Source organism: Flavobacterium antarcticum DSM 19726 (assembly GCF_000419685.1).
GTDB lineage: Bacteria > Bacteroidota > Bacteroidia > Flavobacteriales > Flavobacteriaceae > Flavobacterium > Flavobacterium antarcticum.
This window is the reverse complement of sequence record NZ_ATTM01000001.1, coordinates 512,557-525,638: the sequence shown is the minus strand read 5'-3', so window position 1 is coordinate 525,638 and position 13,082 is coordinate 512,557. Positions and strand designations below refer to the sequence as shown.

Genomic DNA, 13,082 nt, shown 5'->3' with positions numbered 1-13,082 from the left:
TGTTATTTTTTTAGGGTGCAAAGATAATTGGAATTAGTGAATTTTATAGTGTATTAAACGAATATTAATTAGCTGAATTTACGGTTCATTACAAAAGTAGATTTGACGCTAAAAACACCGCTTTTGAACAGATTTAAAGACCAAAATGCTTGAAATTTGTCAAAAATCAATACTTTTATACTTGGAATTTCCTTTGCCAAAATACCAACTCCATTTAAACCTCAACATCAATGTTTGATTTTCGCCTGAAAGTTTTTTACACGGTTGCTAATCGACTCAATTTTACAAAAGCCGGAGCTGAACTTTTTATCACACAACCCGCTGTTAGCAAACATATTCGAGAAATTGAGCAACAATATAATGTACAGTTATTTGACCGAAACGGCTCCAAAGTGCAACTTACAAGTGCAGGATTGATTCTGTACAAACATTGTCAAGCACTATTTGCAATTTATAAAGAGTTGGATTTTGAATTGCATAATCTAAACTTACTACAGAAAGGTGTTTTGAAAATTGGAGCGAGTACTACGATCGCACAATATGTTTTGCCAGCGGTATTGGCTTCTTTTCGTGAAAAGTTCAGCGACATTGAAATCTCGTTGTTCATTCACAATTCTGAAAAAATAGAAGAAGCATTGCAAAATCAGTCGATCGATTTGGGGATTATTGAAGGACAAACCAGGAATCATGCTTTGAAATACACGACATTCTTAAAAGACGAAATCGTTTTGACGACTAAAATAAACAATCCACTTAACAAAAAAGGAACGATTTCGCTCAAAGAGTTGGCAAATATTCCTTTGCTTTTGCGTGAACCTGGTTCGGGAACTTTAGAAGTAATCATGCATGCTTTGAAACCTTTTACTATTTCTATCAATCAATTGAAAAGCGAAATGCAGTTGGGAAGCACGGAAAGTATTAAAGGCTATTTGCAAAATTCAAACTGTTTTGCGTTTTTATCCGTTTATTCTATTTTGAATGAATTGCATCATAATACTTTGACTATTGTGGATATTCCGAAATTGAGTATTGAACGTAACTTTCAGTTTATTCAACACCATGGAGCCACAGTTGGACTTTCGGAATTATTTATGACCTTTGCCAAAAGCAATAACTTTAAGTAATGACTCATTACTATTTTGAATTTAAAATAAAACAGCTTCAACCGTAACTTTGTACTATAAATTTAGAAATCATGAAGTTTTTCAACAAAGACATAATTAACGACCACAATACTTTTTGGGAACAAAACAAAGTTAAAGTAGTCGTCTATTGGATAATTGTAGTATTATGTTTAGTAGGCATTTTATCTCCACCTCTTGCGTTATTTATCGGAATTGTGATGGCGCAAATTGGTCATCCTTATGCAAAATTAAACAGCAAACTAACGTCTAAATTACTGCAAATATCAGTTGTAGGCCTTGGTTTTGGAATGAATTTGACAAGTGCAATTATAGCAGGAAAAGAAGGAATTATTTTTACCGTCATTTCAATTTTCGGAACCTTATTATTGGGTTATGGTTTGGGAGTAATTATGAAAATTGAGAAAAAAACGTCCTTCCTGGTTTCTGCTGGAACAGCAATTTGCGGAGGAAGTGCCATTGCCGCCGTTTCACCTGTAATCAAAGCGAATGAAGAACAAATATCCGCTTCTTTGGGAACGATTTTTATTTTAAACGCTATTGCATTATTTATTTTTCCGATGATTGGACATTATTTTGAATTGTCGCAACACCAGTTTGGACTTTGGAGTGCGATTGCTATTCACGATACAAGTTCTGTGGTTGGAGCAGCAAGTAGTTATGGTGCGGAAGCGTTGCAAACGGCTACCACAGTAAAATTAGCTCGTGCTTTATGGATCATTCCGGTAGCATATTTGGCCATGCAATTATTCAAAAACAAAGACAGTAAAGCTAAAATTCCATACTTTATTGGTTATTTTATTTTGGCTTTGATTGCCAATACGTATTTGCCGTTTGTACAGCAGATAAGTCCTTACATTGTTGACATCGCTAAAATTGGATTGACCTTAACCCTGTTTTTAATTGGTACAAGTTTATCTGCAAAGGTCATTAAAGCAGTTGGTGTAAAACCTTTAATTCAAGGTGTCATTTTGTGGGTTACGATTTCGGTAGCTGCTTTATATGTGGTTATTCACCTTTCGGCATAAATTAAATTTCAACTTAAATTATTCAGGAGCAACTTATTGCAAAATAAGTTGTTTTTTTTTGTAACATAAATAAACTTTTAGTGTCTATTAAGGCAACAATCATTAATTAATCAATCATACAATCAAAAAATCAATCTCATGAAATTACAAGTACTCTTTTGGTTTCTTTTAGGAACCGTATTTACAATGAATGCCCAGAATCCGGGTATTGCTACAGGAAAAGTTGTTGACCGAGCGAATAATCCCGTTTCGTATGCTACTATTTCAATAAAAGACGGCGAGAAAGTCTTAACGGGCGGCATCACTGACGACAATGGAAATTTTGAAATTAAAAACATCCCGTCACAAGCATTGACCATTGATGTTCAATTCATCGGTTACAAAGCGTTCACAAAAACGGCTGATTTTTCAAAGCAAAAAACAATTAACTTCTCAAAAATTATTTTGGAAGAAGAGGCCACTCAATTGACAGGTGTTGAAATCGTACAAGAACGTTCCACAATTGAACAGAAAATTGACCGAAAAGTCATCAATGTGGGCCGTGATTTAACCACCGCTGGAGCAACGGCTTCTGAAATCATGAACAATATTCCTTCTGTGAATGTCGATCAAGATGGCAAAATTTCACTTCGTGGAAATCAAAACGTACGTGTTTTAGTGGATGGCCGTCCTACAAATATGGACGCGGCTCAATTGCTGAAACAAATTCCATCAACTTCCATTAAGAAAATCGAGTTGATCACAAATCCAAGTGCGAAGTACAATCCAGAAGGAATGTCGGGAATTATCAACATCGTTTTGCATAAAAATTCGAATGATGGATTTAATGGAAGTTTCAATACCGGCGTCACTCTTGCGGAAACGCCAAAATTCAACAACTCGATTGACATGAATTACCGCAGAGGAAAAGTCAACTTTTTTGGTAGCGGTGGGAATAATTTTGGAGAACGATTCAACGAAGGTTTGATTCAGCGTTTTGATAATAATTCAAAACAGGTTTTGGACATAGTAAACGACAACGAATCTTATTTGTACAAATTAGGAATGGATTTTTATATCAATGATAAAAATACTTTGTCCTTTTACACGAACCAAAATGCGTCAACAGGCGACGGAATTGTGAATACTGACGTTCAGTATTTGAACAATGATTTATCAAATTTATTTCAGAAATCAAATTATTCGACCAACAATCATACAGGAAGTTACAATTTGATTTTCAAACATCTTTTTGCGAAAGACGGACACACCTTGGATTTTGAAGGAAATTACAACGACTACAAGCAAAAGCAAGATGCTATGTTTGATACTTCAATTTTCGAAGTTGGAAATCCTACAACTGTTTCAGAACAATTGATTTACAAGGACAATATTGAAGACCGACGAAAAAACGGAACTTTTAATATTGATTATGTAAATCCGTTGAACGAGAAATCGACATTAGAATTGGGTTCAGAAGCAAGAATTGTGCGAACTGAAAACGATTATGTTACGCAAAATCTAGATGTCCCAGTTGCTCAAAGAGTTTCGAATTACACGTATGACATTGACATTTACTCTGCTTATGCGACTTTCGGTCAGAAATTTGACAAATTCAGTTATCAAGTAGGTGGTCGTTTTGAAAGTTACAAAGCAACGGCCAACTTAAATAAAGGAGCTACGACTTTTGAAGATAAGTATTTTACATTTTACCCATCGGCTTATTTGACGTATAACTTGAATGAGAAAAACATGTTTCAGTTGAGTTACAGCAGACGTGTGGACCGTCCAAGTTTAGAGCAAACAAAACCGATTCGTGAGTTTTCAACACCATTGGTTACCTCTCTAGGGAATTCAGAATTAGAGCCACAATTTACAAATTCGTTAGAAGTAAATTACACGAAAATGTTTGCCAAAAGCTCCTCAATAACAGCAGGTGTTTTTTACAGAATCATTGACAATGAAATCAGCAGAACTTTGTTCAGCGATGAAACAACAGATAATCCAAATGATTTAATCATGTCGTATGCGAATTTTGACAACAATACCGCTTTTGGTTTTGAACTTTCAGCAAATTATAAAATTACGAAGTGGTGGGATATTCAACCGGCTATTGACTTTTCAAGTATAAATCAAAAAGGTTTGGTTCAGGTGTTAAGAACTGGTACAACGAATACGTTTGATTTTGTAACGAAAGAAGTAGAAGTGAGTGCTTTCAACGTAAGATTAAACAGTAATTTCAAAGCAACAAAACGTTTGAGCTTCTTACTTTTCGGATTCTACCGCGGTGGAGTTGATGGGATTCAGAACAACAGCAAGGAAATGTACAAAATTGACAGTGGTGCACGTTACTCCTTATTAGACGACAAAATGTCCATCAGTTTGCGTTTCAACGATATGTTTGACACCATGAAATATGCTTTTGATTCTAAAAATCCTTACCCAAGTCAAGGTCAATTTTCTTGGGAAAGCCGTTCGGTTTATTTAGGAGTAAACTACCGTTTTGGTGGTGGAAAAAACCGTGCATTAGCAAGAAAAATCCGCGACGACAACACGCAAAAAGGTGGTGGCGGAATGTTCTAATATTGAATAGCATTTGAGTTAGTTAGTAAAAAACCCCGAAGAGATTTAATTCTTTTCGGGGTTTGTGCATTTTATTGAATAGATTAATTTTCCACAGTTACTCGGAAACTGACGACTGTCAACCGATAACTGTCAACTTTCTCTACCACTTCATTAAGTGAAACCCCTTCGCGAACCTTAAATTACGTACAACGCAAATAAAAACCTTTGCGTACTTCGCGGTAAAACCTACAACATACAACCTACAACTTCCCCTACCACTTCATAACCACACTTCCCCAAGTAAATCCGCTACCAAAAGCCGCTAAAACGACCGTATCTCCTGATTTGATTTTCCCTTGTTCCCAAGCTTCCGTCAAGGCAATTGGAATCGAAGCCGCGGTTGTATTTCCATACTTCTGAATGTTATTAAAAACTTGGTCGTCATTCAATTTGAATTTATGTTGAATAAACTGTGAAATCCGCAAATTTGCTTGGTGGGGAATCAACATATCAATATCTGAAACTTGCAAGTTATTCGCTTCCAATCCTTCTTGAATTACTTCTGCAAAACGAACTACTGCATTTTTAAACACGAATTGCCCATTCATATAAGGCAAGTAACTTTCGTCATTTTCCTTGTCTTCTTCATTTAAAATATCCGTCACCCAACGACCGCCCATTCCTGGTGCTTTCACGATTAATTCCTCGGCATGTTGTCCTTCAGAATGCAAATGCGTCGATAAAATTCCCGTAGAATTATCTTCAGACCGACTCAAAACTGCCGCTCCTGCTCCATCGCCAAAAATCACCGAAACGCCACGTCCACGAGTCGTCATGTCTAATCCAATGGATTGTACTTCTGAACCAATGACCAAAATGTTTTTATACATTCCCGTTTTTATATATTGATCGGCAACCGAAACCGCATACACAAATCCCGAACATTGATTTCTGACATCTAAAGCGCCAACCGTTCGTAAACCCAGTTCTTTTTGAACCGCAACTCCAGGTCCTGGAAAATAATAATCGGGGCTCAAAGTTGCAAAAACTACAAAATCAATATCAGTATTTGCAACACCAGAACGTTCTAGGGCAATTTTAGCCGCTTTCACTCCCATAGAAGTTGTCGTGTCTTCTCCGCGAATAATATGTCGGCGTTCTTGGATTCCTGTCCGTTCCTGAATCCATTCGTCCGTAGTTTCTATAATTTTTGACAAATCTTCGTTCGTCACGACATGATCTGGAACATAATAACCAAGTCCCGTTATTTTTGAATTGTACATACAATTTAATTTAGTTCATTAAGAATAGCAAAAATATCATTGTCATTACTATTACAGCTACAATTTACTACATTTTTTAAAAATAGTCACAAATTAAACCAATATAGTCTTTATTTTTGCCTAATTGCTTTTGCTATTGATAACAAGTAAAAGATATAGGAAAATAAATCCCCTTCAATAATTTATCGTAATGAGTTCATTTAAAAGTTCAACAGTACTAAATTATTCCTCCTCATTTTACTGCAAAAAAAAAGAAGATAACTATCCCGAAGTTTCGGGACTCTTGAAATTCTTAACAACGGGTAACGATAACTCCATAAGTGTGGTCGGCATGTAATCGGTTTACTTCACTATCTTAAAATTGAATTTGGTGTTCAGTGATTTTCAATTCGTTCAACATAGGCTTCATTGTTCGTTCTTCGAACGTAACTAAGCCTTTACTGTTATGGCTAGTATTACTTTCTGTCATAGTTAATTATAACTTCAATTTTCGGTGTCCATTCAATTCCGCCAATATTATACATTTTTGAGTCAACCATTATGAGCGAATGTCCATTATAAACATATGTGTCGTCCCGAAATTTTATTCTTTTTCTTTTTTCATTGTTAACTTGTGGAATGTCAAATTCAGCGATAAACACTTTATTACCTACGATTTTGTATGTCAATTCATAATCTTCTTCCATTTCGCAGTTATAACTGATTCCTTTACCGTTAGCTTGAAATTTTAAATACGATTCACAATTGTCAAATGGTCTGTAAAACCATTGATTATTTACTAAAAAGTCAGTTGAGATTGTCTCTATTTTGACTGTATCTAATATTGATTTAAACAATTCTTGCCCAACTTTCTTTTCAGTTTCTTGGTCTGTATTTTTTTTCGTCAATGGTAATTCTCTCTCTTTTTTTCCGGAATTAGTTGTCTGCTGTTCATTTTGACTTGTTTGTTGTCTACAAGAACTTAAAAAAGTCAAAGCAATTAATGTCAGTATTGTTGTCTTCATAATATTAGCCATAACATTTGGGTATATGAAAAGTAGCGGCTTAAAATGCGATAAATTTCGGTTAAAACCTAAATTTCGTGAAAAGCGAAAAATTTCGATTTAGCACTGAACTCGCTATTTTTTATATACCGTGTTGTAGCTAGTTTTATCGCATTAAGTTTATTAAACCATAAGCTTTCCGAGTATGAATTTTGAATTCCTTATCGTCATCAATAATTTTAATTTTTTGATATGTTCCCGCAAATACTAATTGATTGTCGGCGGTTTTAATCAGATTATCTAAAATCGTAATAAATTCTTGAATTGAATATTTTTTTACACTTTCTGAATTTTTTCCACTTGCATTTGTAATCGATGTCTTTACTTTTATTTTATTTTCAATCTTTTGAATTTTTGATATTGAAATATAAATTCCGTTATGTACACTTTCAATCGCTACTATAAATTCGGAAATGTTTTTAGCCATTATTTTTTCCTTAATCAATTCAATTGCTTGTCCCGCTGATTTAGAATAGTCAGTCTGAATAACTTCAGATTTAGCAGGTGTTTGAGCATTGCAAAAAGATATATTTGCAACTATTATTAATATCAATATGAATTTTCTCATTTAGGGTTTTCTTAAATTGGCTACAACGTTTAGTATAACCTCAGTTACGGCTAAATATGCGAGGTTTTTCGGTTAAGCACTAACGTTAGCAATTACGCGTGGATTCGGACGCAGTCGAATCCGCCGTAATTGCGGTTATACAGTGTTGTAACACGTTTTTATTCCGCTAAATATTGTATTCAACTCTATTTCTCTCTTTTCAATTCCATCCATTTTATTAATATTTTGTCCAAATATCTTTTTCCAAAAACCTCTTTTTGTGAAGTCATAGGAATAACTAAAGTTTGGGTTAAAGTCAGCAATATAAAGTTTGGATTTTAGAATTTTATCATTTTTTACGAATTGAACTTCTTTACCTTTTAATCCGCTTTCGAGTATTGAGAGAATACCGTTTCTATTCCGTTCATTAAATTCCAACGCTGGATTTCCGTAAGTTTTTCCGTCCTCACTGAAATCGTGTTGATAAAAGTATTCTCCTTCCACATATTTGTTATAACCGGGAACTGTTGGATTGAAAGTTTGCAAGCAGATTAATAAATTTTCTTTTAGATATTCAGCTCTTATTTCGGTCAAAGAATTTCTGTCAGACGATTGGAATGTCTCGATTTCCGCTTCTCCTTTAAATTCAGTTATTGGATTTTCAAATTGTCCGCTGTCGATTAAAACTCGGTTAATAAACTCTTTCCAATGTTTGAATTCCTGCATTTTCTTGATTTGGTCAAATGTGTGGTAACGTCAGTTCGTCTAAAAACCCTTCCAAGTTCCTATCTAAACTTATTTTTGAAGTAAATATAACCCATTTCCCAAACAATAATTCCGTCTTTTAAAGAATAAACACAGAATTAAGTCCAAAAATATCAACTCGGAAAAAGCTTTAAAAACAGTCCTACGGGAAGAGTAAAACAAAGGAGTACGTTTTAAGTACATTTTCAACATATTTAGATCAACGAGATTGAATATGCGCTTGAGATTGTAAGCCGTGAAAATCAATCCTACATCAGCACTGGCATGTTTGATGGTTTTTTTGGTCATGATGATGTAATAGAAGTCCCATTGGCGTTTAATCACGCCGTACGGATGTTCTACAATGGCTTGACGTCGGCGGTAGGTTTCGTAATTGTTTTCAATTCGGACTTTAATTTGATAAATCAAATCCGCATGTTGAGAGCGTTCAATGAGTCGGCCTCGCGCGTTTTTGGTACACTTTTTAAAAAGTTCACAACTCAAGCAAGCGCTGGTTTTGTAATGCTTCATTTGGGTAACCGACTTTCCGTTTTTCTTGGAATACCAATTCCCGTTGGTGGTTAAAATCTGATTGGCGGGACAGGTAAATGAATCGGTTTTTAAATCGTATTTAAAATGTTCCACATCAAAAGCCAAATCTGGAGCTTGAGCGGCAACACTTGGAATGGCAACCATAATATCAATTTTCAAGCGCTCGGCATACGCAAATTAACTTCCCGTGTGATAACCTTTGTCGTAAATCGCTATAAAATTGTTGTGGCCTAAAATGGTTTTAGTTCTGCGAAGCATGCCACCCATGGCTTTAGAATCGTTTTCATTGGTCACTTTAAAATCAATCGGAATATTGTGCAAAGCATCCACCACGGTTTGCACATTGTACGCCACTTCAGAAATATTATTCCGAGTCATAATCTGCCGACTATCCGGATCCGAAGTCGAGATTTGTGTCACGCCTGTAGTGTCAATCGTTTCTTTGTAGTTTAAATATTTGTCTTTTTGCAACTGGTGTTTTCGAACTTTGGATGCGACCTCTATTTTAAGCAATTCATCGCCATCTTCTTGCGCAAGCACTTTGTTGTATTCCGCAAGTTTGTTGTCAATGTAAGCGATGTGACGCTCAATTTTAGCCGGATTAAAATTATTTTTCTTGGAGTTTTGAGCCCGAAGTTTAGTGCTATCTCCAGCCACAAGGCTTCCGCCAATGAGTTCAAAATGCCAAGCAAGATTCACCGTTGCGCGAAAAATACGAGCGATGGCTTTAGGATTGTCTTTTCTGAAATTGGCAATCGTATTATGGTCTGGAACCAAGCTTTTCATAAGCCAAATAAGCTCGATATTCCGAACACATTCTTTCTCTAAAACCCTAGAAGAACGCATCCGATTAAAGTAACCGTAAATAAAAAGTTTGAGTAAATCCGAGGGATGATAAGCAGGACGACCGTTTTCAACAAAGCTAAAATCAAAACCAAAATCAGCTAGTTTTAAACGGTCCACAAACAAGTCAATGAGTCTCACTTGATTGTCTTGTGCGATTGCCTGATCCATAGAAGAAGCAAAAAGGGGAATCTGACTTCTATCTCTGCCGATGATAAATTTACTCATAAGTCACTTTTTAAAACTACATAAGCAGTTCTTAATCAGCACTAAATGTAATAAAAAGCAGCGTTTTATGCAAGTTTTTGGAGTGGTGTTTTTAGGGAAATTGGATAAAAAGAGAGGAGGTTTTTAGACAGTTTGACGTGTTGCCGCTTGTGGCAGTTGCGTAAATTTAAGACAAAAGATTACAAGTACAAAACTCCTCGTGGAATTTTCGGAGAAAATTCCGAACACAAGCCAAGCCTAGCAATTGCTACAAACGGCTGTTAGGCAACGTTTTTTTATTATTTTTTCAATTTCAGAATCGGTTTTAATTTTCTTTCCACTTTCTGTAAATTCATAAAGTAAAGGTTCTTCAGATATTTTTCTAATAAAATTTTTGTCAATAAGTAAGTTTAAATATCTTGAAATTTCCTTTTTAGTGTCATAAGTCATTTTGGAAACTTCAAAAATTTGAAAACCCATATTTTGAATAGGTTCAGTACAATTATTCGATTGCAACCATAATTGTTTAAAAAGAGTTTTCATTGTCTTAAAACGCAATTTGTCAGTTTCTAAATCTTCAATGATTTCATAGGTTTCCATTATATACTTTTCGTATTTCTCTTTCGAAACTCCGAAAAACCAACTTTTTTTAGGTTTCTCCACAATTCGCTTATAAAGAAGTCGGATTTTAATATCGCTTTCGTAATTCGGAAAACTGTCTAAAATTTGACGTTTTGAAATTTGTCCGCAAAAAAATTTTCGAGCCATATAAGCTGCATATTGTCTATCGGATTTCTGTTTGTTTTCGGTCATTTTCTAAATGTTGCCTAACGTCTTGGCGCTACAAGATGTTTGGGATTATAGATGCGATATTTTTCCATTATGCACAAGTTTTCCAAGTACAAAACCATATTTAAATTCAGCCTAAAACCCAAATATCTTGTAACGGCTGTTAGCAGAGGTTTCTTTAACTCCAACTCATATTAATTAGAACTCTGTTATTTTTGATTTCTACTTTTCCGCCCATTGCACCATTTTCCCCGGGATAGATTTCATAAACTTTTGTTTTGCCTTTAAATTTCGGAATAGCATTTTTCAATCTTTTACTGTTTTCAATCCATCTCTGAATTTCGATTTGATTTGAGTCAAATTCTATAATGTATTGCCTTGTAAATGTACTTCCACGCTTTTCAATTTCCACATTTTCAATATTTTTTGGCAATTGTGATAAACCGCCCATTTCGATAGTAGCTTCTATTGATTCTTCTCGTTGCCAAGGGAAAACTATATTTGCAAAATATCCGACAACAAAAATTCCACAACTAAGAATTCCAATAATAAAAATGAAAAATAAAATTTTCTTAAACTTCATATGTTTTAGTTTTTCCGAATTTTTTCTGAAATCTCTGCCAACGTTTATGTGTAAGAATAGTTGCGGGTTTGTATGCGAGGATTTTCCGAAGGAAAATCAGACGTAACAAACACGCAAAAACCTTTGATTAAGCGCTAAACCATAATTATTTTTATATGGTGTTAGCAAATGTTTTTTTGTTTTGAACTTGTCATTTATTAAATTCGGAAATTCGGCGTTTGACTAATAATCTCGCAATTTAGGTTTTCTGATTTTATGGAAATTTCCACGTAAAATTGCAAGCGATTCCAACTTTTCAATATTAAGTTAATATTGAAAAATAAAACCGAATAATAACAATATTATCGGTATCAAATTTATGAGTAACCATATTGACTTAACAAGTCCGTTTTCAATTTCTTTTGTTCTTAATAATTTTACCTCATTCAAAATAGACCAGATTATCGAAATTATCATCAATATACTTCCTAAATATTTTCCAATTTCATAAATTAAATTCAAATCAGTTTCCCATAAATTGAATGTTAAACTGCGAATCACAATTCCTATTACATAAATTATTAAAATTAAGATTGTATTTCTTTTTAATTTTTTCATTTCATTATGTGATTTTTTCTAAAATATTTGCCAACGTCAGTTCGTCTAAAAACCCTTCCAAGTTCCTATCTAAACTTATTTTTGAAGTAAATATAACCCATTTCCCAAACAATAATTCCGTCTTTTAAAAAATAAACACAGAATTAAGTCCAAAAATATCAACTCGGAAAAAGCTTTAAAAATAGTCCTACGGGAAGAGTAAAACAAAGCCGTACGTTTTAAGTATATTTTCAACATATTTAGGTCAACGAGATTGAATATTTGCTTGAGATTGTAAGCCGTGAAAATCAATCCTACATCAGCACTAGCGTGTTTAATGGTTTTTTTGGTCATGATGTAATAGAAGTCCGATTGTCGTTTAATTACGCCGTACGGATGTTCAACAATAGCTTGACGACGTCGATAGGTTTCGTAATTATTTTCAATTCTGATTTTATTTTGATAAATCAAATCCGCATGTTATGGGCTGTATTTATTCTTCCCAAAAAGTGGTTTTTAAAAATTCTATTTTATTGTCGGCGGTTATTTCTGCTAAAATTAAATAACCTTTTCCATATTCAGCCGAATATTTTATTTTTGTAATTTCCGCTGTCAATAAGCTATATTCGGGATAGTAGTAGTATTCTATTTTAACATCTGGTTTAATAATTTTTCTCTTCTCTAAGCATCTTGAATTTAGCGTTAAAATTGGTTTTGATAAAAACTTAATTTCAAGTCTTCTGCTGGCTTGTTCTAGTGAAATTTTTTCTTTATTCTCAATTATTTTAGCGACTTCAGATTGTAAGAACGGAAAGCATATTCCTTCTTTTACTAATTCGGTAACTTCATAATTTAATTTTGTGTTTTCTGAGTTACTTTCTTTAAAATAATTTTTTATTTCATCTGAGTTTTCTATGTAGTTAGAGATTTCTGTTATTCCACCGCATAATTTTTCTGAATAATAATCGATAACAATAGTCTTTTTTGTGCTGCAAGACGCTAAAAAGGCGACTGAAATCATTACATAAATTGTACTTTTTCTAATCATAAGTTTTTCTTCAGTAGTGTTTTTCAGTAATATAGCCCATAACGTTGATATATATGAGCTGTGGCGTGTTTTAGCACTAACTCTCCAAATATAGAACTAACTTTGGGAAATGCGTAGATTTTCCAAATCGACACAGACCAAGCCATGGCTTAT

General features: G+C 34.1%; 13 protein-coding genes. 3 read left to right on the top strand and 10 right to left on the bottom strand.

From position 1 onward, the window contains the following. Positions 1–230 precede the first annotated feature (230 nt). The 3 genes from YWA_RS0102520 (at position 231) to YWA_RS0102510 (ending at position 4,732) form a co-directional block, all read left to right on the top strand. A complete protein-coding gene (locus tag YWA_RS0102520) occupies positions 231–1,124 on the top strand; it encodes a LysR family transcriptional regulator (RefSeq protein WP_022826920.1) in 894 nt (297 codons plus the stop codon). 71 nt (positions 1,125–1,195) lie between these two features. Further along, on the top strand, positions 1,196–2,170 hold the full coding sequence (locus YWA_RS0102515; protein ID WP_022826919.1) for a YeiH family protein: 975 nt from the start codon (positions 1,196–1,198) through the stop codon (positions 2,168–2,170). Positions 2,171–2,308: 138 nt separating this feature from the next. Next, positions 2,309–4,732, top strand: a complete 2,424-nt coding sequence (locus YWA_RS0102510; protein WP_022826918.1) for an outer membrane beta-barrel family protein — start codon at positions 2,309–2,311, stop codon at positions 4,730–4,732. A 254-nt stretch (positions 4,733–4,986) separates the two neighbouring features. Here YWA_RS0102510 and YWA_RS0102505 read toward each other — a convergent pair whose 3' ends face one another. The 10 genes from YWA_RS0102505 to YWA_RS0102450 form a co-directional block, all read right to left on the bottom strand. Continuing rightward, on the bottom strand, positions 4,987–5,997 hold the full coding sequence (locus tag YWA_RS0102505; protein ID WP_022826917.1) for a 3-oxoacyl-ACP synthase III family protein: 1,011 nt from the start codon (positions 5,995–5,997) through the stop codon (positions 4,987–4,989). Between the two features lie 455 nt (positions 5,998–6,452). Continuing rightward, complete coding sequence (locus tag YWA_RS0102495) at positions 6,453–7,001, bottom strand: hypothetical protein (RefSeq protein WP_022826915.1); 549 nt, start codon at positions 6,999–7,001, stop codon at positions 6,453–6,455. 145 nt (positions 7,002–7,146) lie between these two features. Next, positions 7,147–7,593, bottom strand: a complete 447-nt coding sequence (locus YWA_RS0102490; protein WP_157505284.1) for a hypothetical protein — start codon at positions 7,591–7,593, stop codon at positions 7,147–7,149. 150 nt (positions 7,594–7,743) lie between these two features. Next, the gene (locus YWA_RS0102485) at positions 7,744–8,313 is read right to left on the bottom strand and encodes a hypothetical protein (RefSeq protein WP_022826913.1); all 570 of its coding nucleotides are present in this window, start codon (positions 8,311–8,313) and stop codon (positions 7,744–7,746) included. 69 nt (positions 8,314–8,382) lie between these two features. Beyond that, positions 8,383–9,027 (bottom strand): transposase, encoded by a 645-nt coding sequence (locus YWA_RS15275; protein ID WP_051126913.1) that lies wholly within the window; start codon positions 9,025–9,027, stop codon positions 8,383–8,385. 33 nt (positions 9,028–9,060) lie between these two features. Continuing rightward, positions 9,061–9,954 carry a transposase gene (locus YWA_RS15270; RefSeq protein WP_084682971.1) on the bottom strand — a complete coding sequence of 298 codons (894 nt, stop codon included), beginning with the start codon at positions 9,952–9,954 and terminating at the stop codon, positions 9,061–9,063. A 237-nt stretch (positions 9,955–10,191) separates the two neighbouring features. After that, positions 10,192–10,746 (bottom strand): hypothetical protein, encoded by a 555-nt coding sequence (locus YWA_RS0102470; protein ID WP_022826912.1) that lies wholly within the window; start codon positions 10,744–10,746, stop codon positions 10,192–10,194. A gap of 154 nt (positions 10,747–10,900) precedes the next feature. Further along, positions 10,901–11,305 (bottom strand): hypothetical protein, encoded by a 405-nt coding sequence (locus tag YWA_RS0102465; RefSeq protein WP_022826911.1) that lies wholly within the window; start codon positions 11,303–11,305, stop codon positions 10,901–10,903. Positions 11,306–11,977: 672 nt separating this feature from the next. Further along, positions 11,978–12,352, bottom strand: coding sequence for a hypothetical protein (locus YWA_RS0102455; protein ID WP_022826909.1), 375 nt, complete (start codon positions 12,350–12,352; stop codon positions 11,978–11,980). Positions 12,353–12,374: 22 nt separating this feature from the next. Next, entirely contained in the window at positions 12,375–12,902 is a 528-nt protein-coding gene (locus tag YWA_RS0102450; RefSeq protein ID WP_022826908.1) for a hypothetical protein, read from the bottom strand. Positions 12,903–13,082 lie beyond the last annotated feature (180 nt).

Excerpts from the sequence above, each read along its gene's own strand:
- YWA_RS0102520 (WP_022826920.1), top strand. The coding sequence starts at position 231 with ATGTTTGATTTTCGCCTGAAAGTTTTTTACACGGTTGCTAATCGACTC.
- YWA_RS0102515 (WP_022826919.1), top strand. The coding sequence starts at position 1,196 with ATGAAGTTTTTCAACAAAGACATAATTAACGACCACAATACTTTTTGG.
- YWA_RS0102510 (WP_022826918.1), top strand. The coding sequence starts at position 2,309 with ATGAAATTACAAGTACTCTTTTGGTTTCTTTTAGGAACCGTATTTACA.
- YWA_RS0102505 (WP_022826917.1), bottom strand. The coding sequence starts at position 5,997 with ATGTACAATTCAAAAATAACGGGACTTGGTTATTATGTTCCAGATCAT.
- YWA_RS0102495 (WP_022826915.1), bottom strand. The coding sequence starts at position 7,001 with ATGAAGACAACAATACTGACATTAATTGCTTTGACTTTTTTAAGTTCT.
- YWA_RS0102485 (WP_022826913.1), bottom strand. The coding sequence starts at position 8,313 with ATGCAGGAATTCAAACATTGGAAAGAGTTTATTAACCGAGTTTTAATC.
- YWA_RS15275 (WP_051126913.1), bottom strand. The coding sequence starts at position 9,027 with ATGGTTGCCATTCCAAGTGTTGCCGCTCAAGCTCCAGATTTGGCTTTT.
- YWA_RS15270 (WP_084682971.1), bottom strand. The coding sequence starts at position 9,954 with ATGAGTAAATTTATCATCGGCAGAGATAGAAGTCAGATTCCCCTTTTT.
- YWA_RS0102470 (WP_022826912.1), bottom strand. The coding sequence starts at position 10,746 with ATGACCGAAAACAAACAGAAATCCGATAGACAATATGCAGCTTATATG.
- YWA_RS0102465 (WP_022826911.1), bottom strand. The coding sequence starts at position 11,305 with ATGAAGTTTAAGAAAATTTTATTTTTCATTTTTATTATTGGAATTCTT.
- YWA_RS0102450 (WP_022826908.1), bottom strand. The coding sequence starts at position 12,902 with ATGATTTCAGTCGCCTTTTTAGCGTCTTGCAGCACAAAAAAGACTATT.